Origin of the sequence: Massilia yuzhufengensis (assembly GCF_900112225.1) — a bacterium.
Lineage (GTDB): Bacteria > Pseudomonadota > Gammaproteobacteria > Burkholderiales > Burkholderiaceae_D > Telluria > Telluria yuzhufengensis.
In genome coordinates this window covers 43,789-68,240 of sequence record NZ_FOLD01000029.1, presented here as the reverse complement: position 1 = coordinate 68,240, position 24,452 = coordinate 43,789, and the positions used below count along the sequence as shown (strand labels likewise).

Below are 24,452 nucleotides of genomic sequence, written 5' to 3'. Positions count from 1 at the left end.
GCTGCCGCTTTTTTTATGATATCTCGCTCCATACGGGCTTCTGCCAGCTCTTTACGGAGCTTCGTCACTTCCGCCTCCAGCTCCGGCACGGTACGGCTACCAGGTGCCGCTTTGGGCGCTGTGCCACGCTTTGCGGCGGCCACCCAATTGGCCAGCGTTCCCTTGGGTATCGTCAGGCGATGGGAAGCATCGTCCAGCGTCAGCCCCTGCGTCAGTACCAGCTTGACCGCTTCCTCACGAAGCTCCGGCGTGTATGTTTTTTGGCGTTTCATAAATTCTCCAGTTGGTGAAGCTTACCAAACAGGAGTGTCCGAAAAAGTCAGGGTACCTCACCCTACCGACTACTTGGACCTAGTGGTCCACCCACCTGCGGCCCCTCGCGCGCTCGGGCAACCAGCGACAGCCGGCGCTCAACCTGGCGGTTTCGCGGTCCCTTGGACTCACCTCCCTCCCCATCTGCCGGCAAGCCGGCAGCGGGGGCCCGGGTCGGTGCCTGTCTGTCCCTGGTTGCCCGAGTGCCTCGGGGCCGTGGTGCTATCGCACCCCCAAAATCAGGTCGGCGTTAGGACGCCTGGCGGTCGGGGACCGCCACCTGATTCTGGCTCCCCCTGATGGCATGCCGGGCCGTGGGCGGCCCGGCACCACTCCGCGCGAGAGCGCTCCGTGTCCCTTCGGGTGCTGTGCTTCGGCGCTAGGGCGCCTGCGCGTGCCCAGGCCTTTGGCCAGGCACTTGCGCTCCTCCTGTCAGTGTCTCCGCAGTCCTGGCGGGAATGCGATTGGCCTAGGCGGCCTGCAGGTCGCTCATACTGTTGCATCATTTGGTTGGGCGTCGTATGAAGCTCTCGGCAGCTCTCCGGAGAGTTGTCGCTGCGGGCATACCGAAGATTGGAGACGTGTTCGCGTTGTCCTGCGGGACTTCTTGATATTTCGCCGCAACGTGTACGCCATCGCTACTCCGAGCTGACCGCTTCTTTATTGCCCGGCGGGCTGACCAGCGTGTGTACGCAAGCGAGGTTACATGCTTGACAAGTAGCAGCATTGCTGATTAACGGCTACCCCGGTAGCGCTTCAATGGCCTGCGACTGCAGCCTTCCTGGCATAAAAAGCAGACACTGCCTCGATTTCCTCAACAGTCATAAGTCGTGCGACGTTGCGCATTTGCTGTTGTCCGTCATTGCGGCGATGTCCTTCTTTGAAGGCTTGCAGCTGCTGAACGAGATATTGCTTGGGCATCCCCTCAAGCCAAGGGGCTCCCAGTTTCTGGTCGACTCCCCCGTGGCACGAGATACATGGCGCGATGTTTCGCATTGGGTCGCCAACTCGTACGAGTGCCGGCAGGGTCTCGTCATATGTCGTAGGTGCCGTGCGCGCCTTTGGTAAGCTCGCGTAATAGGCTGCCAAGTCGCTCATATCCTGGTCCGACAGGTTCTTCGACAAGGCAACCATAATTGGGTTGGCCCGGTTACCGTTTTTGTAATCGAGGAGCTGCTTGCGGATGACTTCGGGATACTGACCAGCAAGGTTCGGCGCGTCGGACCTACTCATGCCTTGTGCACCGTGGCACATCGTACAGTTCAGTGCAAGGGTTGCACCGCGGCCGACCGAGGCCGACGACGCTTGTTTTGCCATCTCGGGCAGGAGCACGACGTTTGTGGAAATGACGGGAGCCTTCTGGTCGGTGCTATCAAGCCACTTGCTGGGAACCCCAGCAGCTCGGCAAATGCTGTCCCATAGACCCTGGGCCCGGAAGTCAGCTTGGGCTGACGGAAGTAGCCCAAAACCTATAAGGATAGATGCGGCAGTCAGGGCAACGAGCGCAACGACGCTCACCCACGTCCACCTGTTCTTTCGGGAGAAAAATCCGTGGTCTCGCATTACCGTTCTCCGACAGGGACAATAGGAACTGAAGCTTCTGGAGTTAGCGCGAGCTGTACGATAGGGTAACCGTAGTTGACGACCGTAAGCGCTATCATCATCGCGACCCATAGACCCAAGCTGTTGAGAACGGCAGGGGGTTTCGTTCCTGGATGGACTGCTTTGCTAAACGCGAATTCTGGCACAAGGGCAGACTGTCGCTTAGCCGTGGCAAGGATGTACAAGAACATCGCCGCGGAGATAACCAGGAGGAGCCCGCCGAACGTGGAAATCGTGACCGTTATCGCTTGGGGCTCAAGGGCCGGATGGGTGTAATCGTAATAGGCCATGCGGCGAGGTGCACCCAGCAGACCAACAAGGTGCCAAGGCATCGTTAGAATCATCATCCCTACGAACCAGAGCCACAGCTGCGTCCGCACGAGCCTTGCAGACAATGGCCCCGAGTTGCGTAGCTGAGGCCAGAGCTCGTACGCCACCATGAAGTACATGATTACGATAGCTCCGGCAAAAATCAGGTGGAAGTGACCCGTGACCCACTGCGTGTTATGGATGGATTCATTGAGCTGGTAGCTCATGTTGATAATGCCACCGGCGCCGCCAAATCCCAGCATGATGAAAGCGAACGTCACCGCGAGCATCATCGGGTTATCCCAAGGCAGCGCCCTCACCCAGCCGAACGGCCCTTTTCCACCTCGAAGGCGGCCCACGACCTCGGCCGAGGCAACAATCGTAAACACTGTCAACAAAGTTGGTATCGACACCATGGCCGTCATCGCCGCGTGCACGAATTTGAATCCGGCACCCACCTGCGGGTCAGCGAAAAGGTGGTGGATGCCAATTGGCATCGAAAAGACTAGGAAAAGTGCGAAGGCTACCCGGCCCATCGTATCGCTGTAGAGCCGTCCGCCAATGGCTCGCGGGAAGAGTGTATAGAAAGCGATGTATGCCGGCATGAGCCAGAAGTAGACGATGGCATGCAGTGTCCAGGAGAAGAACACGCGTGCCAGGCCAGCGTTGATTGTGTCCGTAAATCCTAGAGACGCCGGCAAAATGAGCGTCAGGATTTCAACAGCTGCGCCAACCGAGGTCCAGGCCCACAGATAGGCGCCCGCTACATTGCCGTACATGGCTAACGGCACTGTGGCGCCAGGGTTGGCTTTTTTCCAGGTGTACAGGTTCACCGACATCAGCGCGACCCAAATCCAAGAACCGACGACGACTAGCACGATACCCAGGTAGTAGAAGCTGCTTGCAATCATTGGGGGGTAGAAGGTGTACAGCACAGACGACTTGCCCAAGGCAGTCGTGATAGCCGCCATGAGCGTCCCAGCAATAACAAGCCAGAAGCCTGCCCAGGCCCACCGCACGCCTTTGAGCGGCTGTTTCAAAGACAACTCGGAGATAGCATACCCAAAGCCCATGGCGACCAAAGTGGGGAGCACATATCCCATCACAGTGCCGTGAGCAGTCACTGAACGATAGTAATGCTCAGGGTTGTTTACCCATGGAGACAAGGGGCTGCGGACGTACATCTGCCACTCGCCCAGCAGGATGGCGGCAAAGAAAGCGATAAACGCTACCCAGAAGTGCGCTAACACCAGTCTCTTAGCGAGGTACACAGCTCAACCTTTCTGCCGCTTTTGCTTTGGCAAAGAACTCGTCGGGAGGAATGACCTGAACCTTGGCCCACATAGCTTCGTGTCCAGTGCCGCAGTATTCGTGACAAGGCATGAGCTGCTCGCCGGTCTTCGGGAAGGACGTTGTAAACGTCGATACAAAACCAGGAATGAGCATTGTGTTGGCGTTCGTACGGCCAACGACAAACCCATGAATTGCGTCCGTGCTGGTTCCCCGGAAGGTGACCGATATACCAGCCGGGACAACGATACATTGCGGCGAGAATGAGTATTGCTGAGCGATAAGCCTTACGATGACACGGCCATCCTTTTCTATCGATGTCCCAAGGTTGTTCTCAACAAACTCGCCCTTAAGGTGGAGGGTTTTTACGTCCACCGTCTCCACGCGCGAAGGCGGCATGGACGACCAGTAAACCCCGGTGAAAACCATCATCGCTATCAGTGAAAGAATGATGAGACCAACGATGATGGCCCAGCGATGCTCGGCTGAGTTGGCAACAGTTTCTGATGCGTGAGGCCCATCCCCATGCGGGTCAACTGACTTAGATGACGTCATTGCACTGTGCCCCGAGGAAGGTAAACAACGAAATAGAAGATGAAAAACATGGCGACGACGATGGCTGTCGCAACGCCAGCTACCGCGAAGGCACCGGACGGACCTTGGCTGACAATGTCGTCTATTCTTCGCTCGAGCTCGATTTCATTCTCGTCTGTTGGCGTCATAGATTTTCCTTATTCCGGCAGTAAGGTGCGCAAATCATTGACCTGCTTGGCATTGACAGGAGTACCCGTGTTACCCCAGGCAACGCGAATATAAGTTGTTACCGCTGCAACTTCATCGTCATTCAGGATGTGCGAGAACGGTGGCATACCATGCGGACGCGGGTTCTTCTTGGTGCCCGGAGGATAGCCCCCGTTCAGGACCATTCGAATTGAGTTGACCGGTGTTTCCATCGTGATTGATTGGTTTCCTGCCAAAGGTGGATACGCTGGAGGCTGGCCACGACCATCTTCGCTGTGACACATCGCGCATTGGGCGACATAAACCTTTCTTCCCAACTCCATGGTTTCTGGGCTGACAAGGCGGGCCTGGCTAGTCGGCGGGGGAGAGTTGTCTTTTTGTGGCAAGGCCTTTAGATAGACTGCCATCGCTTTCGCATCCTCGTCAGTCATATACTGCAGACTATTGAAAACAACCTCAGCCATGGGGCCATATACAGTGCCGCGATGAGAGCCCCCTGACTGCAGCAAGTCAGTGATTTCTTTGATGGTCCAGTTACCCAATCCGGCTTCCCTGTTTGACGTGAGCGACGGGGCGTACCAGTTCTGATTCGGAATCATCCCACCTTCGAAAGCTTTCGCCTCGCTTGAGCCACCAAGTGCGTTTACGGCGGTATGACACATGGCGCAATGACCCAGCCCTTTGACGAGATAGGCACCGCGATTCCACTCTACGGACTGTTTAGGGTCAGGCTGGAATTCGCCCTCCTTGAAGTACAGTGTTCGCCAACCAACCAGGAGGTCGCGATTGTTATAGGGGAATCGTAGTTCGTGTTCTCGGTTTTTCTGCTTGACGGGTGCAATGGACATTAAATATGCATAAATCGCATCTGAGTCTTCACGAGTAACCTGCGTGTATTGAGGGTAAGGCATTGCTGGGTAAAGCAGGTCGCCCGTGCGTGAGATGCCCGAGTGCATCGTTCGATAGAATTCGTCGGATGTCCAAAGGCCAATACCTGTTTCATCGTCCGGCGTAATGTTAGGGACGTAGAGAGCCCCAAACGGGGTAGGCATTGCCCGTCCACCCGCGAATGGGACACCGTTTGGCTGAGTGTGACAGGCTATGCAGTCCCCAACACGGGCCAGGTATTCACCTTTGTTGATAAGCTGAGTCGACGCATTTAGTTGCGGAGCCGCATCGTTTTGAGGGAGCATCCCCGGACGCAGAAAGTAATAACCCCCTGCGGCAGCAATAGCAATGGCGCCTACTGTTAAAGCGATACGTGCACTTTTACGCATAGATACCTACCGTTGACTGCCACATGCAAATGGCATTCTAACCAAGTTGGAGGGCTCCGGCGACGCGTTAGTCGCGGGCGTTTGAAGGGCAAGGTAGCCAGCCACTGCGGAAATGTCCTCGTCCGTAAGACGGTTGGCAATCCTCTTCATGCAGTCCGGTTCAGCCGCGTGACGCTCCCCGACTCTCCATCTGGTGAGCTGGCCGACAACATAGGCAGGCCGCAGGCCGGCTAAGCCAGGAATCCCTGGCTCCATTCCCATGAGGTTTGCGCCATGACAGGCAATACACGCGGGCAAACCTTTCTTCGGGTCGCCGGCAGTGACCAGCATTTGCCCACGTGCTACGGCTGCTGCGCTCAGTACAGGGCGCTCTTGAGGGCTATAGGCCGGCCTCTGCGCCGCGAAATGCTCTGCCATCTCTTTGAGATAAGCGTCGGGAAGATATGCCACCAGGTAGTTCATCGGCGGATAATGCCGAGTGCCATTCCGAAAGGCGATGAGCTGATTGTAGAGATACCCGGCGGGTTTTCCTGCGATTCGTGGAAAGTACCCATTCGCGGTCCCCTGGCCCTGTTGTCCATGACAGGTAACACAACCTTGGACACGAGCCTCGACTGAGTCGAGCTTTCTAAAAGCCGGAGTAGCATCTGCCGCTTGGCTCTGTGCCTCAACTGGTACAACCGCACAAAAAAGAATCGCCCCAAGCAAGGGCGTGGTGACAAATTTCATAAATATGCTCGCAATTTATGCTGCACCTTACTCAACCCAGCGATAAGTTCATACAATTTGACGAATTCAACGATATAGTGGTCAAAAAATGTATGAAACCGAAGAATTTTGATAATCGTATATTAAAGACATTACTGTTCTACGTACGCACAATTGGCTTTACTGCAATGTTAGACAGAAATTCACGTCGATGAAGTTGAGGCGAGTTCTCAAGTGAGATTCATTTGCGGTAGCAGTCCCAGTTGCGGCCCAAGCGTGGCCGGCTTGCCGGGGGGCCAAGCGAGGATGAGCACCGGCAAGCCGGTAATTCAGCGCAATGAGCGCCAGAAGCTATTGGAAGCAGGCTGGCAGCGGGCGCTGCAAACCCTGTCGGATGCCGAGCATGCGACAGGACTAGCCAGGATAGTCGCTGCCTTTGACAGCAAGGTGGACCACCTGGTTGCAATGGAACGCATGCTGCACCAGTATGCGGTGCTGGGAACGCCTGAAATCGACAATGGCAAGTCGGTGCGGTTCATCAATACCGACTGGCGTCTGGGCAACAGTGGCGCGGCAACCTTCTACATGCAGATGGCGTTGGGTGTCATGGGCAGCTACATAGAAGGCGGCCCATCGGCCGGCATCAACCTGCACGACCCTGCAGCCAAGTAAGAAAACCGGGCGCTTCGCAACAAGCCGCCCGGTTTCTTAGCGGCAGAGCCGCGCTGTTTGCAGTCCTCTAATGATTAACTTCCGGTCGATGGGGCAAGTATGCGCAAGTTGCAGGCTTGCGTAAGACGATGGCATCGACACGCGCGCACGGAGAAACCGCAGGCGCGCCTCCGCGGGGGTGAGAGTGCCCAAGTTAGTCGTAACGTTTGAACTGACCTATGTATTGGTATAGCTGATATGAGGCCCATGCAAACCTCTCTCCTGGTTGCCTACCTACCTTTCCGAGGCGTGCAGACCCAGTTGCGGCCAGACTGTTGCGCTATGACTGGGAAGACATTGCAGGAGTCAACAGACATCCCTACTGCTCGGACCGGGAAGACGGCGTACCTGCTTCGCGGCTCCTGTGATAGACTCGCGGAAAGGTTCTACACAACAATACTCCACATTGCTGTGTAGAAGTCTTAAAATGCCCAGTAAGGTAAGGGAATTTTGAGGTGGCGATTTGAATCCCCCTCTCTCCGCCAGGAAACAAAGAAAAGGCCACCCATCGGGTGGCCTTTTTTTGTTGCCTCGCGGAGAGAAGCAGGGCCCCTGCGGGCCCTGCGTGGGGCATTCGAAGGGCTGGGCGTACTCGCCCAGCCCTCTCCGAATCGCCACTTTGCTGTCGCCGTAGGCGACAGCACCGCGCGCGGAGGGCGCGCCTTGCATGCCCGTTGGCTATTGAAGTTTGGCACGTTCGTCTATTGTCGAGGTAGTGATTGTATTGTTGAGGTCGTGTCTGAATGTCAGATCTGACCCTGACTTCCCGCGGCAACTTCCTTCCTTTCCTCCTTGTTCGACTTGCACTCATGGAGGTAGTGCTGAGCAATTCTCTGATAGAGAATCTGCTCCTGTCACGGTATACAACCTACCAACCTTCGCTTACACTGTTTCCAAATTGAAAACTTGGGAACTGTTGTGGAAAAACGCTATCAAGTATTTATCAGTTCAACATTTACTGATCTTAAGGATGAGCGGCAAGCGGTCCTCAAGTCGATCCTAGAACTTAATCACATGCCTGCCGGGATGGAACTCTTTCCAGCTACGGACGATACTGCATGGGAGCTTATCGAAGATATTATCGAGAGTTCGGATTATTACATCCTTATCGTCGGCGGTCGGTATGGCTCACTTGACGAAAAGGGGATCGGATTCACCGAGAAAGAATACGATTACGCATTGTCATTAAAAACGCCTGTTATTCCTGTGTTGCATGAGAACCCCGATAACCTTCCTCGGGATAAAACAGAAACAGACTCTGCTGCATGGGACCGGCTTAAAAAGTTTCGGGCGAAAGTCGAGAAGAAGCATACGTGCGTCTATTGGAAGACAGCCGATGAACTAAAGGCCAAGGTCATTATTGGCCTTACGGCGGCGGTAAAACGTCACCCTGCGGTGGGGTGGGTCCGGGCAGACAATATTGCCAGTGAGGCTACGCTACTAGAAATTCTTGCATTAAAGAATAGAGTGGCCGAACTTGAAAGGGAGGCTGCCGCCCAGGGCGAACGTCCGCCAGAAGGAATTGAGGACCTATCTCAAGGGGAAGACGAGTTTAATCTTCGTCTCCGATTTAACACGAAGAACCGTATTACCCGCGATGAGATTCAGTACACTGCGACAATAGCACCCACATGGAATTCAATATTTGCAGCAGTTGCGCCAAATATGATTCACGAAGCACCAGAGAGGGTGCTGAAGCACGCGCTTCAATCCTTCGTAATTGCTGAGGCTAAGAGAAGGTTTGAGAAGCAGAAGCAATTTAAGGATGCGACTTTCAGTAGCTTTGTAATTAATCAGGAGGATATGGATACCTGTATCATTCAGCTGCGCGCGTTGGGTTTAATTAAGCCAAACGATAAGAAGCGCAGCGTGCACGACAAAGGTATCTACTGGACCCTGACGCAGTACGGAAATAAGCTCATGGTTCAATTACGTGCTATTCGTAAGGAGCCTGTCGAGTCAGAGGTATTTGGTGAGGTTGAAGTCAATGCGGATAAGGGGCATTCTGAGGATGACGATTGGGGTTAGAATACGGGGCCTCGTATTTCGTTGCTGAGTCAAACAAGATGGAAGAATGCACGGAAGGTTGTCTGAAGATGAGGGTTTACATATGAATACCAAAAAGGATCAGCACGTAGTGCCTATGGGAGTTAAATGGGCCGTGCGCAGTACGGGAGCCGACCGCTCATCAAAAGTGTTCGATTCAAAAGAACTAGCTGTTAAACACGCGCGTACCCTGGCCCGAAGTGCGCAAACAGGGGTGTACGTCCATGGTAAAGATGGCTTGGTAACGTCAAAAGCCAGTTATGCGCCAAGCAATACTGGAGACAAAAGAAACGAGGTTCTTCATATTGTGCGAACTGGACCAAAAGCTTTTGCGGTAAAAGGATTGGCTTCGGTTACGGGTGGTAAAGGGAGGAAGTGATGACCTTTGAAACTAACGTCTTTGTCAACTGTCCCTTCGACGACGCATATAAGCCACTTCTGCGCCCATTACTATTCACTCTGCTTTTTCTTGGGCTGAAGCCACGCATTGCCACAGAGAGAGTCGATACAGGTGAGCAGCGCATTACAAAAATCATTGGTTTGATTCATGAGTCAAAATATGCCATTCATGATTTATCGCGTATAAAAGCTCAGAAGAAAGGCGAAATGTTCCGTCTGAACATGCCATTTGAGCTTGGCATCGATGTTGGTTGCAGACAGTTTGGTGCGCCACCGTTAGATAGCAAACGATTCCTTGTTCTGGCAGCGGAACGTTATGAGTATCAGGCCGCCATATCGGATATATCTGGCTCGGATATTGGTGTGCATAATAACGATGCAAACCAAGTCGTTAAGGTCGTTCGTGCTTGGATTGCAAATCAAACGGGTATAAGTGTAGGCCCTGCAGCAATATGGGCAGCATTCAATGACTGTATGGCAAAGCTTTCCGATGATTTCGAGGCAGAAGGATTTGACCTAAGTGATATTAAAGATTTGCCGGTCCCAGAACTGATCAAGTATATGGAGCGTTGGATTTTAATCCACAACGCAAAGAAGGCGATTTTGAGTGTTGGAGCTTCAGGAAAACATAAGGGAACCAGTGGAGATCGCATATTTGAATCACTGAGTAGCTGGAGAATGTCTTAATGGAAGAACGCTTCAGGTCGTTGCTCATAGCTAATTAATAAGCTTTTCCTTCTGTTCTTGAGAACGGTTTTTCAACAGGTTCATTTCCCCTATTCGGTTATTATATTAGAATGCCGTGGAAAGCGCTCCTTCTCATTAGCGACTTAATCAATGTCTCTTGTCTATGTCGAGCCAAACTTTCCGCGAATTTAAAATCCCTATTCTAGTCGTAATTGGGTTAATGACTGTCGCCGTAGCATTAGTGCTCGGAGTGGTTATTGGCACTCTTTTACCGAAAACCGCTGCGGCCGCCCCTGATTCGCTCTCAGGCTGGATAACGACAGTAGCAACCGTTGTCATTTGTGTTCTCACAATTGTTTTGGCTGTTGAAACGTGGCGACTTCGCGCAACTCAAGCGCAGCAGATTCGTGAATTTATGCTCGATAGTATTAGACCAAATGTTAGTGTCGAGTTAAGTGGAAGTCACGCTGGGATGAGTTTTATGAACGTGAGGGTTCATAATTCCGGAAAAGGTATTGCCAGGAAAATTCGATTTGAGTTCCTAGATCGAAACGATCAGGCCGCGTCCGTGGAAGATGAGCCGATTATCAAGGTGTTTCATAAATTAACAATGTTTCGTGCTGGGATTCAATCACTTGGAATCAATCAAGAGCTGAAAAGTTTTATGTTCAGCTTCTATGAGCTGCAAAAACAGTTAAACGCTGACATTTTCTCCCCTTACGTCAATATCCGCATCAGATTCGAGGATACAGAAGGTAATGAATATGTTAATGCTTTCGTTATCGATTTTTCTCAGTACCAAGGCTTTAGTGAAATAGGCGGTAATCCATTAAGCAAGCTTGCCGATGAGGTCGAAAAAATTAGGAAAGAGATGGCAAAAATGGTTTCTGGAAATAGCCGTCTAGGTGTTGATGTTTACTCTAGTGAAGACAGGGCCGCGGAGAGTACAGAATTGAGGGTTAGATGGGCGCGAGAACGGGAAGAGCGTCAAGCGACAGAGTGATTGGAGGAAGTTGGCTCAGGTAGTCAAATTTGACTCAGATTAAACGCTTGACTACCTGTGCCTCGGAGTATGGTAATTTCAGAAATCGGTTGATTCCTGTTGCTCTTCAACGTGGTAGTCCTCGGGGTCAATTCCATGCTTAAAGAGGAAGTAATCGATTAGGTTGCTATCGTATTTAAGGGTATAAATCTAAGTAACGTCCGTTTCGCAATTTTATACCCATCAGCGCCAGTCGGAAAGGGGAGCGCAAGAAAGGAAGGAGTATAGCGGAATGGGGACTTCGCGATCAGTCGCGTCAGTCATCGTTCCGCGGAAGTGGATAACGGCCCTTTTGATGCCGAGGTCAGACTTCGTCAACATCGCCAGTTCCTAAATACGTGCCCCGAGTGTAAAGGCCCAACGTGATCAAACAAGGGAAGTTGACGATCGTTCTGCGTCACTGAAGCGCAAAGGAACCTAACCACTTCCTTCGGGTTGATGGAAGCACGACTACAGCCGCCGCAGCCTGCAGGCACTGCGCAACGAAACTGGAATCACCTATCACCACCTCGAAAAAGGCATCCTGCATTTCTATACCGACCATCAGGAATTCGACCGCGCCTGCCGCGCCGTGGCGGCAATGCGCGAGCTCGGCTGCCCGCGCATGACCATCGACGCCGACGAGGTCGTCCGCATCGAGCCCGCGTTAAACGGAGTGCGTGCACAGCTTGTCGGCGGCGACTTCACCGCCAGCGACGAATCCGGCGACGTCCACCAGTTCACGACCCAACTGGCAGGGAAGGGCGAAGCCGCCGGCATCCGCTTCCACTACAACACCACCGCAACACGCTTGCTGCACGAAGCGGGCCAGGTGAACGCAGTCGAAGTCATCGACGCCGAAGGCAGGCACCAACTGCTACACGCCGACGCCTTCGTCGTGGCCCTCGGCAGCTTCTCCACCGCCTTGCTGGCGCCGCTCGGCGTCAAGCTGTCGATCTACCCCGGCAAAGGCTACTCGGCCACGTACCCCATCATCAACCCGACCCAAGCGCCCATGGTCTCGCTCACCGACGACGGCCACAAGCTGGTGTTCTCACGCCTGGGCGCACGCCTGCGCGTGGCCGGCACCTGCGAATTGAATGGATACACGCGCGACCTGAACCCGGTGCGCTGCGAAGCGATCACGCGCCGCGTGCGCGAGTTGTTCCCCGACGCCTGCGACTACAACCGCGCGAGCTACTGGGCGGGCCTGCGGCCACTGACGCCCTCGAACTTCCCTTACATCGGCAAGACGCGCTTCCCGAACCTGTTCCTCAATACCGGCCACGGCACACTGGGCTGGACCATGGCCTGCGGCTCAGGAAGGGCGCTGGCCGGCCTGATCTCGGGCGTACGCCCGGAGCCCAGCTTCGCATTTTCCGCGAACGCAGCCTGACAAACGACCCGCCCATGTCACACATTTGTACCGCTAAGCAACAATTTCATTCGTGCGCGAGTTATCAGCTCGTCCATATTAGGATATGGACATTACTCACCCACGAAAGCCGCTCCATGAAGAAACTGTCCCTGCGCCTCGCCGCCACGTCTCTGATGCTGTGCGCATCGTTTGCCGCCTCGGCTGGCACGCTGGTCACCAAGACGCTTGAAATCACCGGCGTCGTGCAAGAGGTCGTGGGCCCGTCGCTGCGCTGCCCATCGAAAATCGGTGGCACCATCGTCGGCCATGGCGACAGCGCGCTGGTCGGCAAGGTTGCTTTCATCGGCAGCGATTGCATCACCCCAAGCGGGGTGCTGTACAACTTCAGCAACGGCCGGATCATCATCATGACCCAGACCGGCGAACAGATTTACGCCAACTACAGCGGCCAGTTCGTCCCGACGGGTGAAGGCACCAAGTTCGTCTTCAGCAATGCCACCTTCCAGATCACCGGCGGCACCGGCAAATACTTCCGCGCCACTGGCGGTGGTGGGTTCACCGGCGGCGAAGACATGGCCACCGGCGCCGGCACCATCAAGCTGACCGGTCGCGTCACCTACAAGCAGTAATCCCACCGCGCACAGGTGCTGCCCAGGGCAGCACCTGCACCAAACTACATGTCGTAACGCGCCTCCAGCACATACGTGCGCTGCGAATACGGGTGGAAGTTCCAGTACTGGTAGTTGTTCAGGTTATCCACCCCCAGCGCCACGCTCCACTGCTTCGCCAGCTTCCACGTCACGCGCGCATCGGCCGTGAAGTAGCGGCTCGCGCCCTGGTAGGCAAAGCCGTTCGGATCCGAATTGTCCAGCGTCGAGAACTGCTTGCCCGAATAGCGCGCGGCCAGCGTGAACGCCAGCTTCTCGCTGGTGCGGTAGCTCGCCACTCCGGTCGCACGCCAGCGCGGAATGCGCGGCTGCCATTTGCCGACGCTGGCCGGGAACCTGTCGTTGCGCGTGATTTCCGAATCGGTCCACGTCACGCTGGACTGCAGGTCGAGTCCATCCACCGCCACGTCCACCGCGCTGTACGCGGCCTCCAGCCCCTTGGTTTCGATCCGCCCGACGTTCTGCACATTGGTCACGTTCGGCGTAACCAGCACATTGGTCTGCGAATACAGTGCATCCGACGTGCGCTCGCCGAAAGCGGTGAGCCGCAGCGTGCCTTTCTCCAGCTGGCGCTCGGCGCTCAGTTCACCGGTCCATGAACGTTCCGGCTGCAGGTTCGGATCGTTGTTGACCAGCGTTCCGCTGCCGCTGATGCCGCCCTGGTACAGCTCCGACACCGTCGGCATGCGCACCGCGCGTCCCACCGAGGCCTTGAGCACCCAGCTTGGCGCCGCCTGCCAGGCCAGCGCGGCTTTCGGCGACACATGGGTGTCGTCTCGGCCGCCATGCGCGATGGTGGTGGTGGCGTTCGACGTGCGTCCGTCCTTTGCGCGCCAGCGTTCCACGCGCACGCCCAGCACGGTCTTCCACGCGGGCGCGAAACGCCACGTGTCCTGCGCCCACAAGGACTGGGTCGCGGTGCGGCCCGAAAACGCCTGGTTGCGCGCGCCTGGCAGGCCGCTGATCCAGTTGCTGCTGGCGCGCTCGATGCTGGCGAGCTGGTAGGCTTCGCGCTGGTAGCCGAATTCGACGATGTGCGCACCCGCCACGCCATCGGGACGCCAGATGCCCTTGGCGGCGAAGGTGTTCCAGCCGGTGCCCGACATGTCCACGATTCGCCCGGCGCCGCCATCCAGGGCGGCGGGGAGGGCGGTGGCCGGTGCGCGCAGCGTGTCGTCGTCGTAGTCGTACAGGCTCGCGGCCAGTTCCCAGTCGAACACGCCCTTGCCGTGGCTCTTCACCGACAGGCCGTGCATCAGGTGCCGCAGGTCTTCGTTCGAGGCATTGAAATCGGTCGCGCCCAGGGTGTAGAGCGCACCATTGATGTCGACGCGGCCGCTGTACACCGGACGGCCAGCGCTGTCGCGCAGGTAGGAGGTCGGGCGCCCTTCGGACGCATTCTGCCAGATGCCCAGCGTGTAGCTGGCGCGCAGGGTCGGCGTGATGTCATAGGCCAGCTTCGCTTTCACGTGGTCCTGCACCGTGTCGTACTGCGTGCCTGCACCCAGCAGGTACCAGGCGCGGTTGGTCCGGTCCTGCCCAAGGACGGCGCCGGTCACCGGAACGCCGCCCGGGGCCGCGCCGGCACTGAGGTAGCGGGTCGGGAAGGTCAGCGGCTGGCCTTCGTTGTCGCTGCGGTTCACGTCGATGAACCACGACCAGCGGCCGGCCCGGTCGCCCAGCGAGATGCTGGCCTGCCGGCCCTGGTAGCGGTCGTGCGTGCCGTACAGGTCGAAATGTTGGTGCGTGAAGCCGAACTTCGCATGCGCTTCGAATTTCGTCGGCATGCGCGTCACATAGTCGACCACGGCGCCCACCGAGTTGCCGCCATAGGCCGCCGAAAAGGGCCCGTACAGCACGTCCACGCGCTCGATTTCCTCGGGCGTGACCATGCCCCAGCGCGGCGCGAAGGTGGCGCCGTTGCCGAGGTAGTTCGACAGCAGGATGCCGTCCGCGTACACCATCGAACGGGCGCTGTTGCCGGTGCCCGAGGCGCGCGTGGAGAGCACGGCGTGGTTGTAGTCGCCGATGTAGCGCTTGCGTACCAGCAGGCTGGGCAGGTATTTCAGCGCGTCTTCCGAATCGGTCGCATTGATGGTGCGCGCGATTTCCGCCTTGGTGATGCCTTCGATGGTGGTCGGGATCTGCGTCGGCAGCGACGTTGGCCGGCTGCCGGTGATGGTGACGGTGCCGATTTCCTTGACTGGACTTTGCACGCCGTCCAGGGCCTGCGCGAGCACGGCGGGCGAAGCCGCGGCCAGCAGGGTGATTCCAAACTTCTTCATTTCCGTTTCCTTTGCGCGTGAGGACGCCAGCATGGCGTCACGCGCGATAGCGATTCAGCCGGCGTCGAGAGCCGGTAGCTGGGGGAGAGCGGTTAGACGAAGCTGGCGGGCGGCGCGCGCGACTGCGCCGGCGTCCACGCGAATTGCGGGGAAGGGGATTGGTAGAAGAGGGTGGGGTAGGTGTCGCGTGCCCGTACGAGCAGCAGGGGCAGGGCGGGCGGGGGCGGCAATAGCACGGGGGCCTGGTGCGAGCAGCACACGTCGCAGTGGGTCATGCCGGGCACGGCGCCAGCGTCCTGGCCAGGGTTGTCGGCCACCGGCAGCATCACCATGCCGGCCGCGGTACAGATTTCGCTCTGCATAGTGAACGCTTGCGGCGCGAAGGCATGCGACAAGCTCGGGGCGAACAGGCTGAACACGAATGCCACGAGGGCGATCCATGCGCGCAAGACCTGTCTGGACGATGAGCGGGGCATGCCAGGATTATAACCAGCATGGGCGAAGGGCGCGCCCGTGTGCCCGCGGCCAATATTTGCTATCATTTCCGCACATTCCAATTTACGAGGGTTCGTCCAATGCGCCATTGATGCCGCCGTCTGCTTGACGGCCAGTTCTCCACTTTCCCGCGAAAGCAGGGAGTCCCGGCATCCTTGGAGGTTTCATGACGCACCCTTACCTGGCGCTCGACAGCGCATCCTTTCTTCTTCCCGACAGCAGGCTGCTCCTGTCCGGCCTCACCGAACAGTTCGACACACGGCATACCGGCCTGGTTGGCCGCAACGGCGTTGGTAAGAGCGTGCTGGCGCGGCTGCTGGCGGGCGAGCTTGCGCCGTCTTCCGGACGCGTCCTGCGCGCGGGCAGGGTGTGTTACCTATCGCAGCAGGTGGAGCACATCGGCGTGGGAACGGTGGCGTCGCTCGCCGGCGTGCAGCCGGTCCTGGGCGCCCTCGCGCGCATCGACGCCGGCAGCATCGCGGAAGCTGACTTTGAACTGGTCGGCGACCGCTGGGACCTGCCGGCCCGCCTGCACCATGCACTCGAGCAGGCGGGCCTGGGCCACATCGACGCCGCCACGCCCGCGGCGCGGCTCAGCGGCGGCGAGGCAATGCGTGTGGCGCTGCTGGGCGCCATGCTGTCGGAAGCCGACTTCCTGATCCTGGACGAGCCCACCAACCATCTCGACGCACCCAGCCGCGCCGCGCTGGGCGCGCAGCTGCGCCAGTGGAAGCGGGGCCTGCTCGTTGTCAGCCATGACCGCGCGCTGCTCGCGCAGATGGAGCGCATCGTCGAGCTGTCGCCCCAGGGCCTGCGCAGCTACGGCGGCAACTACGCTTTCTACACCGAGGCGCGCGCGCTCGAACAGGGCAGCGCCGTGCGCGAGCTCGATCATGCGCGGCAGGCGCTGCAGCGCGAAGACCGCGCCATGCGCGAGCAGCGCGAGCGCCAGCAGCGCCGCCAGGCCCAGGGTGCGCGCGAAGGCAAGAGCGCCAACCAGGCCAGGATCCTGCTGGGACGGCAAAAGGAGCGCAGCGAAAACAGCAGCGGCCGATTGCGGCAGCGGCATGACGAAGCGCGCCAGCAGCAGCAGCAGCGCGTGCGCGACGCCGCGCAAGGCGTGCGCGAGGACAGCACCATCCGCCTGCATGCCACCGCCGTCGCCGCAGCCGCGCAGCGCCGGGTGGCCGAGCTGGAGGACGTCGAATTGCCCTTCGCCGCGCCGCCCTTTAATCGGCTCAGCCTCGTCGTCACCGGCCAGATGAGGCTCGGCGTCACGGGACCGAACGGCAGCGGCAAGTCGACCCTGTTGAAAGTGATCGCGGGCGAGCTGGCCCCGTTGGCGGGAGACGCCAGCCGCGACCCGGCCTGCGCCTGGCTCGACCAGGGCCTGGCCACGCTCGACCCGCAGCGCAGCACCATAGCCCAGCTGCTGGAAGTGAACCGCAGCACCGGCCAGGACCGCCTGCGCACCTACCTGGCCCAGCTTGGCCTGGACGCGCAGAAGGTGGCCCTGCCCGCCGGCCTGCTCAGCGGTGGCGAGCGCCTGAAGGCGGCGCTGGCCTGCGCCCTGTACGCCGACCCGCCGGCGCGCCTGCTGCTGCTGGACGAGCCGGGCAACCACCTCGACCTGGCCTCGAACGAGGCGCTCGAGGCGATGTTGAACGCGTATGCCGGCGCACTGGTCGTGGTCTCGCACGACGAGGTCTTCCTGGAGCGCATAGGACTGACCCACCGGCTGGAAGCGGGCCGCGCCGGCTGGCGGCTGCGATTGCTATAATCGCGGATCACGAATGCAGGACCCGGACGAAAGACCCATGTTGCGCACGCTTGTCATTTCCCCCAACTGGATCGGCGACGCCGTCATGGCGCAGCCGCTGCTGCGCCGCCTGCGCGAACAGCATCCCGACCGCCCGATCGACGTGGTCGCGCCCACCTGGGTGGCGCCCGTGTGGCGCGCGATGCGCGAGGTCGACACCGTCATCGAATCGCCCTTCAAGCATGGCTCGCTGCAGTGGGCCGAGCGGCGCGCGTTCGCCAAGGTGCTCAAGGCGCGCGGCTATGCGGACTCCTACGTGCTGCCCAACACCCTCAAGTTCGCGCTGATCCCCTGGCTGGCCGGCATCCCGCGGCGCGTCGGCTACAAGGGCGAGATGCGCTATGGCCTGGTCAACGTCATGCACCACGACGACAAGGCCGCGCCGCGGCCGATGGCACAGTTCTATGCGGCGCTGGCCGACCAGCCTGTGCGCAACCTGCCGCGTCCCGAGCAGCTGCCCGAGCCCGAGATGTCCGTCGCGCCGCAGGCGGCCGACGCCGCCATCGCCCGCCTTGGCCTGCCGCCGGGTACCTACGTGGCCTTCGCACCCGGCGCCGAATTCGGCCCGGCCAAGCGCTGGCCGGCGTCCTACTTCGCCGAGCTGGCGCAAACCATCCGCGCCAACCGCCCGGACGCGCAGATCCTGCTGCTTGGCTCACCAAAAGACCGGGCCGTCTGCGACGAGATCGTCGCACTGGTTCCGCAGGCGCACAACCTGGCCGGCTCCACGTCGCTGAGCGAAGCGATCGCGCTGATCTCGCGCGCCGCCGCGGTGGTGACCAACGACTCCGGCCTGATGCACATCGGCGCCGCGCTGCGCCGCCCGGTGGTGGCCATCTACGGCCCCACCGACCCGCGCCATACGCCGCCGCTGTCAAGCCTGGCCAAGGTGCTGTGGCTGCACATCGAGTGCTCGCCCTGCCAGCAGCGCGAGTGCCCGCTGGGCCACCAGAACTGCATGAAACAGATCCTGCCGGGCGACGCCTGGCAGCCGCTGCAGCCGATGCTGGCCGCAGCCTGACGCAACGAAAAGACAAAGAGGTTGAAAATGATACTGGTCACAGGCGCAGCAGGCTTCATCGGGGCCAACCTGGTTCATGCGCTCTCGAAGCGCAAGCCGTTCAGCGTGTTCGCGGTCGATAACATGTCGCGCCCGGAGAAGTTCGTCAACATCGTCGATGCCGAAGTGGCCGACTACCTCGACAAGGAAGACTTCATTGTGCGCCTGAAGGCCGGTGAATTCGACGGCAAGTTCAGCGCCGTGCTGCACCAGGGCGCCTGCTCCAACACCATGGAGACGGATGGCCGCTACATGATGAAGAATAACTACGAATACACCATCGCGCTGTTCGAGTTCTGCCAGCGCGAGCGTATTCCCTTCATCTACGCCTCGTCGGCGGCGGTGTATGGCGGCGGTACCGTGTTCAAGGAGGAGCGCGAGCACGAGCGCCCGCTGAACGTCTACGGCTATTCCAAATTCCTGTTCGACCAGTATCTGCGCCGCCACTGGCTGCATCATGGCATCCGCGAAGGCAGCCAGGTAGTCGGCCTGCGCTACTTCAACGTCTACGGACCGCTGGAAGGCCACAAGGGCAGCATGGCCTCGGTGCCTTTCCACCAGTTCCACCAGTTCCAGAAAGAGGGCAAGGTCAAGCTGTTCGGCGCCAACGAGGGCTACGAGGCCGGCACCCAGATGCGCGACTTCATCTATGTGGAAGACGTGGTGAAGGTGAACCTGTTCTTCCTCGACCACCCGGACAAGCGCGGCATCTTCAACCTCGGCACCGGCCGCGCGCAGCCCTTCAACGACCTGGCGGTGGCCACGGCCAACGCGCTGGCCAACGAAGGCGGCGCGCCGCTGTCGCTCGAGCAGATCGTCGACCAGGGCTTGCTGGAGTACCTGCCGTTCCCGGACAAGCTCAAAGGCAAATACCAGAGCTTCACCCAGGCCGACATCAGCGCCCTGCGCGCGGCGGGCTACACCGAGCCGTTTACCGACGTGGCCCATGGCGTGGCGAAGTACATGGATTACCTGAAGCGCAACAAGGCCTGATACACGGCGTTTACGCCATCGGCCCGGGAATTTACGCCGTTTTTACACCCGCAGCACTAGGCTTTCACCTGCACCTCGTCAGCGGTCAATGCCGGCACCGTCGCCGCATTCCGCTGACCTGGCTCCCACGCAGGAAACCATGAAAGCACTGACACCAGCCATCTTCGCCGCCCTGGCCATGTCCGCCGGCGCGGCCCATGCCGACACCAGTTTCAACCTTGCCGCCACCAGCGACTACCGTTACCGCGGCATCTCCCAGACCCGCCTCCAGCCGGCCTTGCAGGGCGGCGCCGACCATGCCCACGCCTCCGGCTGGTACCTGGGCGCCTGGGCATCGACCATCAAGTGGGTGGAAGACGCGGGCGGCGACGGCAAGCTCGAACTTGACCTCTATGGCGGCAAGCGCGGCCAGCTGGGGGCTGGCCTCGGCTATGACGTCGGCGTGCTGCGCTACCTCTACGCCGGCAACGGCCTGGGCGCCGTGCCGGGCTTCGCCAACGCCGATACCACCGAGATCTATGGCCAGCTCGGCTACGGTCCGGCCTATATCAAGTACTCGCACGCCACCACCAACCTGTTCGGTTTCGTCGACAGCAAGGACAGCGGCTACCTCGACATCGGCGCCAATATCGACGCCGGCCATGGCGTCACGCTGCTGCTGCATGCGGGCCGCCAGCGCGTGGCGCGCAACGGCCTGGCCAGCTATACCGACTGGAAGATCGGCGCCAGCCGCAGCCATGGCCGCGCCACCCTCACGCTGGCCGCGATCGGCGCCAATGCCGACAGGCGCGCCTATGCCTCGCCCGCCAACGGCAAATTCATGGGCAAGGCTGCCTTGCAGCTGAGCGTCGCCGCCACCTTCTGAGGCCCGCGCGTTTACACCGCGTTTACGCGGCCGCCGCGGCTTTTTACGCCTTGTTTCGCGCGCCGCGCCTACGCTCCATCCAACGACAACCACGCTGAAAGCAACTGTGTATGGACTTCCTTTTCCTCGGCGCCTTCCTGCTGTTCTTCGCGCTGACCTGCTTGCTGGTGGCCGCCTGCCACCGCCTGGGAGGCGCGCAATGAACGCCTTCTACCTGATCGGCGGCCTGGTCGCCGCCGGGCTGCTGGCTTACCTGCTGGCGGCCCTGTTCAACGCGGAGGACCTGTAATCATGTTCACCGACTTCCTGCCGCTGCTGGCGGTCTTCCTTGTGGTCTTGCTGCTGCTCGGCTACCCCCTCGGCCTGTTCATGGCGCGCGTCGCCGATGCGGGCGCCGTGCCGGGCATGCGCTGGCTGGCCAGGGGCGAGGCGCTGTTCTACCGCGCGGCCGGCGAGGGCAGTACCGCCGCGCAGGGCTGGAAAGCCTACGCGCTGGCGCTGGTCGCCTTCAATGCGGTGGGCGCGCTGGCCGTCTACCTGCTGCAGCGGGTGCAGGGCTGGCTGCCGCTCAATCCGGCGAACCTGCCCAATGTGGGCGCCGACTCCTCGTTCAACACCGCAGTGAGCTTCGTGGCCAATACCAACTGGCAGGGCTATAGCGGCGAGCAGACCATGAGCATCCTGACCCAGATGCTGGCGCTGGCGGGCCAGAACTTCTTTCCCGCCGCCACCGGCATCGCCGTCGCATTCGCACTGATCCGCGGCTTCGCGTCCCGTTCCAGCAAGTCGATCGGCAACTTCTGGGTCGACCTGACCCGTTCCACGCTCTACATCCTGCTGCCGCTGTCGCTCGTGTGGGCGGTCTTCTTCGCCAGCCAGGGCGTGGTGCAGAACTTTTCCGGCCAGGTCGAGGCGCAAGTGCTCGACCCCACCAGCTACACGCTTCCCGACGGCGGCGCCGCGCGCGCCACGATCCAGGTCATCCCGATGGGACCGGTGGCCTCGCAGGAAGCCATCAAGCTGCTGGGCACCAACGGCGGCGGCTACTTCAACGCCAACTCGGCCCATCCCTTCGAGAACCCGAACGCGCTGACGAACTTCGTGCAGACGGTGGGCATCTTCCTGATCCCGGCCGGCCTGTGCTTCAGCTTCGGGCGCATGGTGGGCGACATGCGCCAGGGCTGGGCGGTGCTGGCCACCATGAGCATCCTGTTTGTCGCCGCCGCCACGCTGGCCTACGCCGCCGAGCAGCAGGCCAACCCGGTGCTGGCCGCGCTGGGCGTCGATGCGTCAGGCGGCAACATGGAAGGCAAGGAGACCCGCTTCGGCATCGCCGCTTCCAGCCTGTTCGCGGCTGTCACTACGGCCGCGTCCTGCGGCGCGGTGAACGCCATGCACGATTCCTTCATGCCGCTGGGCGGCATGGTGCCGATGGTGCTGATGCAGTTGGGCGAAGGTATCGATTTCATCGGCGACGTGCGCAAGTGGTCGGCGGTCCCGATCATCGTGCTCTCGGCCCGCACCATGGAAAGCGAGAAGATCCGTGCACTCGACGCCGGCGCCGACGACTATCTCGCCAAGCCCTTCGGCACCGGCGAGCTGCTGGCGCGCGTGCGTGCCACGCTGCGGCGCCAGCGCCAGCCGGCCGAGCGCGGGGACGGCAGCGTGCGTTTCGGCGCCGTCTCCGTGCATCCCCACGAGCGCACTGTCACGCGCGACGGCAAGCACGTCCATTTGACGCCGACCGAGTACCGGCTGCTGGCGGTCCTGGCCGGCAACGCCGGCCGGGTAATGACCAACCCGCAGCTGCTGCGCGCGGTCTGGGGGCCCGGCCATGCGGAAAGCGGCCATTACCTGCGCATCTACATGGGGCACCTGCGCCACAAGCTCGAAGAAGATCCGGCCCAGCCGCGCCACCTGCTGACCGAGACCGGGGTCGGCTACCGCCTCTGGCTGGGCCAGTAGCGGCGCGGGAATCCATCCTTGCGCCACCCGGCAACACCGTCGTGTAGACTGCTTTACGTTCTTTTTTGACAACGCGACTGCGGGCTCCCACGGCATGAATGCAAACCTGACCGGGCACCTGTCCCCGGACGATCCTGACTTGTCGCCCGTTACACGCGCGATGCTCGCCCTGCGCACGCCGCTCCTCGCCGCCTGGATGGACGAGGTGCGCGGCTCGGTGCCGCAGGCGAAGGACTTGCCGCTCCCGATCCTGGAAAACACGCTGCCGGCCTACTTCGATACGCTGGCGTCGCTGCTCACGCCGGGCCACTCGGCGCGCATCCTCACCGACATCGGCGCGGTGGCCAGCGAACATGGCGGCGAGCGCGCGCGCATGACGATGTACGACGCCACCGCCCTGATCCACGAGCTGCAGATCTTCCGCGACGTGCTGTTCCGCGAACTCAAACACCACGGCGTGGAACTCGACGAAGCCCAGCGCACCACGCTGTTCGCCCACATCGACGCGACCATCCGCGAGAGCACCAACGCCTTCATCGTGGTGCAGGCCGCGCTGCGCGAGCAGTTCTTCGCCTCGATGGCGCACGACCTGCGCACGCCGCTGTCCACCGCGCAGATGGCGGCCGAGATGATCGGCCACACGTCGGACGACCCCAGTGTGCGCCGCTTCGCCGAGAAGATCGTCGCCAGCACCCAGCGCATCGACGGCATGACGCGCGAGCTGCTCGACCGCATTACCTTCTGCAAGACCGGGGCGGTGCAGCTGGTCATCGAGCGCATGGACCTGACGGCGCTGGTGCGCGACGTGGCGCAGTGGGCCGAACACTTCCACTCGGTGGAACTGGAGGTGGAAGCCGAGCCGATCGAAGGTTACTGGAGCCGCGAGGCGATCCATCGGGCCATCGAGAACCTGGTGAACAATGCGATCAAGTACGGTGCGCGCGATCCAGCGATCCGGCTCACGCTGTCCACCACCATCGAGCGGGTGCAGCTAATGGTGCATAACCATGGCACGCCGATCGCTCCGGAAGACAGCGAAAGCATCTTCCAGCTCTACCGCCGCGCGGGCAGGCAACACCCGGGCAGCGGCTGGGGCGTGGGCCTGCCGTATGTGCGGCGCGTGGCCGAGGCGCATGGCGGCAGCGTGCTGATGTCGAGCTCCCGGGAAGACGGCACCGCCTTCGTGATCGACCTGCCGACCGATGCGCGGCCTTTTGCCGGCGCGCCCACGGCCGCCTGAGGGTAGGGTGTTCGGCTCGGCCGAACGCGCGTCCAACGCACACATGCCGCCACTGTGCCGGCATTAGTCGAACGCGCGGTCGGCGAAGCCGACCACCCTACGAGACCGAACTGCTCTTTGCCATCATGCCGTGCCCGCCCACCGGCTCGGTCTCGAAGCGTTCGCCGAAGCCCGCGATCAGCGGACGGCCCTTGGCAATCGCGGCCTGCACCGACGGCAGCGACAGCGACGCCTTGTGGCTGGCCTGGCTGTCCCAGGTTTCGGTGATCCAGATCGCGTCGGCTTCCAGCTTGTCGCGGGCGATGCCGTAGCTCAGGCAGCCCGGCATCGCGGTGGTCCCCTCCAGCAGGATGGCGATGAGGGCGTCGCGCTGTCCCGGCTGGGCGCGCATTTTTCCGATCAATCCGTACATGGGTGGGGCTTCCTTCCTGTCTGGGGTGGCATGGGCACAGAGGGGCAGCGCGGCCAGGGCGGCAACTGCGGTGCGGCGGGTAATGGTCATCGCGTGTCCCTGTCAAGCAAACAGCAAGTATAGGCCGGGTCGCGCCATGCGGGCAATCACGGATGCACACCCTATGGTG

General features: G+C 60.2%; 23 protein-coding genes and 1 pseudogene. 14 read left to right on the top strand and 10 right to left on the bottom strand.

Annotation, left to right across the window (positions count from 1 at the left end; all coding sequences use genetic code 11):
- The 7 genes from BM031_RS20075 to BM031_RS26400 form a co-directional block, all read right to left on the bottom strand.
- The coding region (locus tag BM031_RS20075; RefSeq protein WP_143084654.1) for a transposase at positions 1 to 272 on the bottom strand (272 nt) is incomplete at its 3' end.
- A gap of 796 nt (positions 273 to 1,068) precedes the next feature.
- Complete coding sequence (locus tag BM031_RS20070; RefSeq protein WP_091876331.1) at positions 1,069 to 1,875, bottom strand: c-type cytochrome; 807 nt, start codon at positions 1,873 to 1,875, stop codon at positions 1,069 to 1,071.
- Positions 1,875 to 3,494 carry a b(o/a)3-type cytochrome-c oxidase subunit 1 gene (locus tag BM031_RS20065; RefSeq protein WP_091876330.1) on the bottom strand — a complete coding sequence of 540 codons (1,620 nt, stop codon included), beginning with the start codon at positions 3,492 to 3,494 and terminating at the stop codon, positions 1,875 to 1,877. The genes BM031_RS20070 and BM031_RS20065 overlap by 1 nt, the downstream gene beginning before the upstream one ends.
- Complete coding sequence (locus tag BM031_RS20060) at positions 3,481 to 4,068, bottom strand: cupredoxin domain-containing protein (RefSeq protein ID WP_091876329.1); 588 nt, start codon at positions 4,066 to 4,068, stop codon at positions 3,481 to 3,483. The genes BM031_RS20065 and BM031_RS20060 overlap by 14 nt, the downstream gene beginning before the upstream one ends.
- Positions 4,065 to 4,235: a hypothetical protein gene (locus BM031_RS25635; RefSeq protein ID WP_091876328.1), complete on the bottom strand. Its 171-nt coding sequence runs from the start codon at positions 4,233 to 4,235 to the stop codon at positions 4,065 to 4,067. The genes BM031_RS20060 and BM031_RS25635 overlap by 4 nt, the downstream gene beginning before the upstream one ends.
- A gap of 9 nt (positions 4,236 to 4,244) precedes the next feature.
- A complete protein-coding gene (locus BM031_RS20050; protein WP_091876327.1) occupies positions 4,245 to 5,531 on the bottom strand; it encodes a c-type cytochrome in 1,287 nt (428 codons plus the stop codon).
- Positions 5,532 to 5,537: 6 nt separating this feature from the next.
- Positions 5,538 to 6,260, bottom strand: a complete 723-nt coding sequence (locus tag BM031_RS26400) for a c-type cytochrome (RefSeq protein WP_091876326.1) — start codon at positions 6,258 to 6,260, stop codon at positions 5,538 to 5,540.
- A gap of 285 nt (positions 6,261 to 6,545) precedes the next feature.
- Between BM031_RS26400 and BM031_RS25240 the strand changes: the two genes are divergently transcribed.
- The 7 genes and pseudogenes from BM031_RS25240 to BM031_RS20015 all read left to right on the top strand — a co-directional run bounded on the left by BM031_RS25240 (position 6,546) and on the right by BM031_RS20015 (position 13,110).
- Positions 6,546 to 6,911: a DUF2875 family protein gene (locus BM031_RS25240; RefSeq protein ID WP_143084653.1), complete on the top strand. Its 366-nt coding sequence runs from the start codon at positions 6,546 to 6,548 to the stop codon at positions 6,909 to 6,911.
- Between the two features lie 957 nt (positions 6,912 to 7,868).
- A complete protein-coding gene (locus BM031_RS20035) occupies positions 7,869 to 8,978 on the top strand; it encodes a DUF4062 domain-containing protein (protein WP_091876324.1) in 1,110 nt (369 codons plus the stop codon).
- Positions 8,979 to 9,060: 82 nt separating this feature from the next.
- Positions 9,061 to 9,375 carry a DUF2188 domain-containing protein gene (locus tag BM031_RS20030; RefSeq protein ID WP_177207831.1) on the top strand — a complete coding sequence of 105 codons (315 nt, stop codon included), beginning with the start codon at positions 9,061 to 9,063 and terminating at the stop codon, positions 9,373 to 9,375.
- Positions 9,375 to 10,082: a hypothetical protein gene (locus BM031_RS20025; RefSeq protein WP_177207830.1), complete on the top strand. Its 708-nt coding sequence runs from the start codon at positions 9,375 to 9,377 to the stop codon at positions 10,080 to 10,082. Before BM031_RS20030 ends, BM031_RS20025 begins: the two co-directional genes overlap by 1 nt.
- Before the next feature lie 220 nt (positions 10,083 to 10,302).
- On the top strand, positions 10,303 to 11,085 hold the full coding sequence (locus tag BM031_RS25235; RefSeq protein WP_143084652.1) for a DUF8453 domain-containing protein: 783 nt from the start codon (positions 10,303 to 10,305) through the stop codon (positions 11,083 to 11,085).
- A 487-nt stretch (positions 11,086 to 11,572) separates the two neighbouring features.
- A pseudogene (locus BM031_RS20020) lies at positions 11,573 to 12,499 on the top strand (FAD-dependent oxidoreductase); the annotation flags it as partial.
- Positions 12,500 to 12,615: 116 nt separating this feature from the next.
- The gene (locus BM031_RS20015) at positions 12,616 to 13,110 is read left to right on the top strand and encodes a hypothetical protein (RefSeq protein ID WP_091876321.1); all 495 of its coding nucleotides are present in this window, start codon (positions 12,616 to 12,618) and stop codon (positions 13,108 to 13,110) included.
- A gap of 44 nt (positions 13,111 to 13,154) precedes the next feature.
- Here BM031_RS20015 and BM031_RS20010 read toward each other — a convergent pair whose 3' ends face one another.
- Both BM031_RS20010 and BM031_RS20005 read right to left on the bottom strand, forming a co-directional pair.
- Positions 13,155 to 15,434 carry a TonB-dependent receptor gene (locus BM031_RS20010; RefSeq protein WP_091876320.1) on the bottom strand — a complete coding sequence of 760 codons (2,280 nt, stop codon included), beginning with the start codon at positions 15,432 to 15,434 and terminating at the stop codon, positions 13,155 to 13,157.
- Positions 15,435 to 15,526: 92 nt separating this feature from the next.
- A complete protein-coding gene (locus tag BM031_RS20005) occupies positions 15,527 to 15,910 on the bottom strand; it encodes a DUF2946 domain-containing protein (protein WP_091876319.1) in 384 nt (127 codons plus the stop codon).
- A 185-nt stretch (positions 15,911 to 16,095) separates the two neighbouring features.
- Here BM031_RS20005 and BM031_RS20000 point away from each other — a divergent pair, with 185 nt between their 5' ends.
- The 7 genes from BM031_RS20000 to BM031_RS19970 all read left to right on the top strand — a co-directional run bounded on the left by BM031_RS20000 (position 16,096) and on the right by BM031_RS19970 (position 23,871).
- Positions 16,096 to 17,709 (top strand): ATP-binding cassette domain-containing protein, encoded by a 1,614-nt coding sequence (locus tag BM031_RS20000; RefSeq protein ID WP_091876318.1) that lies wholly within the window; start codon positions 16,096 to 16,098, stop codon positions 17,707 to 17,709.
- A 37-nt stretch (positions 17,710 to 17,746) separates the two neighbouring features.
- Positions 17,747 to 18,769, top strand: coding sequence for a lipopolysaccharide heptosyltransferase II (waaF, locus tag BM031_RS19995; RefSeq protein WP_091876317.1), 1,023 nt, complete (start codon positions 17,747 to 17,749; stop codon positions 18,767 to 18,769).
- Positions 18,770 to 18,796: 27 nt separating this feature from the next.
- The gene (gene rfaD / locus BM031_RS19990) at positions 18,797 to 19,801 is read left to right on the top strand and encodes an ADP-glyceromanno-heptose 6-epimerase (protein WP_091876316.1); all 1,005 of its coding nucleotides are present in this window, start codon (positions 18,797 to 18,799) and stop codon (positions 19,799 to 19,801) included.
- Between the two features lie 139 nt (positions 19,802 to 19,940).
- The gene (locus tag BM031_RS19985) at positions 19,941 to 20,666 is read left to right on the top strand and encodes a TorF family putative porin (protein WP_091876315.1); all 726 of its coding nucleotides are present in this window, start codon (positions 19,941 to 19,943) and stop codon (positions 20,664 to 20,666) included.
- Positions 20,667 to 20,865: 199 nt separating this feature from the next.
- Complete coding sequence (gene kdpF / locus BM031_RS19980) at positions 20,866 to 20,955, top strand: K(+)-transporting ATPase subunit F (protein ID WP_091876314.1); 90 nt, start codon at positions 20,866 to 20,868, stop codon at positions 20,953 to 20,955.
- A 2-nt stretch (positions 20,956 to 20,957) separates the two neighbouring features.
- Entirely contained in the window at positions 20,958 to 22,631 is a 1,674-nt protein-coding gene (gene kdpA / locus BM031_RS19975; protein WP_091876313.1) for a potassium-transporting ATPase subunit KdpA, read from the top strand.
- 94 nt (positions 22,632 to 22,725) lie between these two features.
- A complete protein-coding gene (locus BM031_RS19970; protein ID WP_091876312.1) occupies positions 22,726 to 23,871 on the top strand; it encodes a sensor histidine kinase in 1,146 nt (381 codons plus the stop codon).
- Between the two features lie 97 nt (positions 23,872 to 23,968).
- Here the strand turns inward: BM031_RS19970 and BM031_RS19965 are convergent, their stop codons facing one another.
- The gene (locus tag BM031_RS19965; protein WP_177207829.1) at positions 23,969 to 24,373 is read right to left on the bottom strand and encodes a putative quinol monooxygenase; all 405 of its coding nucleotides are present in this window, start codon (positions 24,371 to 24,373) and stop codon (positions 23,969 to 23,971) included.
- Positions 24,374 to 24,452 lie beyond the last annotated feature (79 nt).

Bases quoted from the DNA above. Each gene is read 5' to 3' on its own strand.
- BM031_RS20070 (WP_091876331.1), bottom strand. From the start codon at position 1,875: ATGCGAGACCACGGATTTTTCTCCCGAAAGAACAGGTGGACGTGGGTG.
- BM031_RS20060 (WP_091876329.1), bottom strand. From the start codon at position 4,068: ATGACGTCATCTAAGTCAGTTGACCCGCATGGGGATGGGCCTCACGCA.
- BM031_RS25635 (WP_091876328.1), bottom strand. From the start codon at position 4,235: ATGACGCCAACAGACGAGAATGAAATCGAGCTCGAGCGAAGAATAGAC.
- BM031_RS20050 (WP_091876327.1), bottom strand. From the start codon at position 5,531: ATGCGTAAAAGTGCACGTATCGCTTTAACAGTAGGCGCCATTGCTATT.
- BM031_RS26400 (WP_091876326.1), bottom strand. From the start codon at position 6,260: ATGAAATTTGTCACCACGCCCTTGCTTGGGGCGATTCTTTTTTGTGCG.
- BM031_RS25240 (WP_143084653.1), top strand. From the start codon at position 6,546: ATGAGCACCGGCAAGCCGGTAATTCAGCGCAATGAGCGCCAGAAGCTA.
- BM031_RS20030 (WP_177207831.1), top strand. From the start codon at position 9,061: ATGAATACCAAAAAGGATCAGCACGTAGTGCCTATGGGAGTTAAATGG.
- BM031_RS20025 (WP_177207830.1), top strand. From the start codon at position 9,375: ATGACCTTTGAAACTAACGTCTTTGTCAACTGTCCCTTCGACGACGCA.
- BM031_RS25235 (WP_143084652.1), top strand. From the start codon at position 10,303: ATGACTGTCGCCGTAGCATTAGTGCTCGGAGTGGTTATTGGCACTCTT.
- BM031_RS20015 (WP_091876321.1), top strand. From the start codon at position 12,616: ATGAAGAAACTGTCCCTGCGCCTCGCCGCCACGTCTCTGATGCTGTGC.
- BM031_RS20010 (WP_091876320.1), bottom strand. From the start codon at position 15,434: ATGAAGAAGTTTGGAATCACCCTGCTGGCCGCGGCTTCGCCCGCCGTG.
- BM031_RS20005 (WP_091876319.1), bottom strand. From the start codon at position 15,910: ATGCCCCGCTCATCGTCCAGACAGGTCTTGCGCGCATGGATCGCCCTC.
- BM031_RS20000 (WP_091876318.1), top strand. From the start codon at position 16,096: ATGACGCACCCTTACCTGGCGCTCGACAGCGCATCCTTTCTTCTTCCC.
- waaF (WP_091876317.1), top strand. From the start codon at position 17,747: ATGTTGCGCACGCTTGTCATTTCCCCCAACTGGATCGGCGACGCCGTC.
- rfaD (WP_091876316.1), top strand. From the start codon at position 18,797: ATGATACTGGTCACAGGCGCAGCAGGCTTCATCGGGGCCAACCTGGTT.
- BM031_RS19985 (WP_091876315.1), top strand. From the start codon at position 19,941: ATGAAAGCACTGACACCAGCCATCTTCGCCGCCCTGGCCATGTCCGCC.
- kdpF (WP_091876314.1), top strand. From the start codon at position 20,866: ATGAACGCCTTCTACCTGATCGGCGGCCTGGTCGCCGCCGGGCTGCTG.
- kdpA (WP_091876313.1), top strand. From the start codon at position 20,958: ATGTTCACCGACTTCCTGCCGCTGCTGGCGGTCTTCCTTGTGGTCTTG.
- BM031_RS19970 (WP_091876312.1), top strand. From the start codon at position 22,726: ATGAATGCAAACCTGACCGGGCACCTGTCCCCGGACGATCCTGACTTG.
- BM031_RS19965 (WP_177207829.1), bottom strand. From the start codon at position 24,373: ATGACCATTACCCGCCGCACCGCAGTTGCCGCCCTGGCCGCGCTGCCC.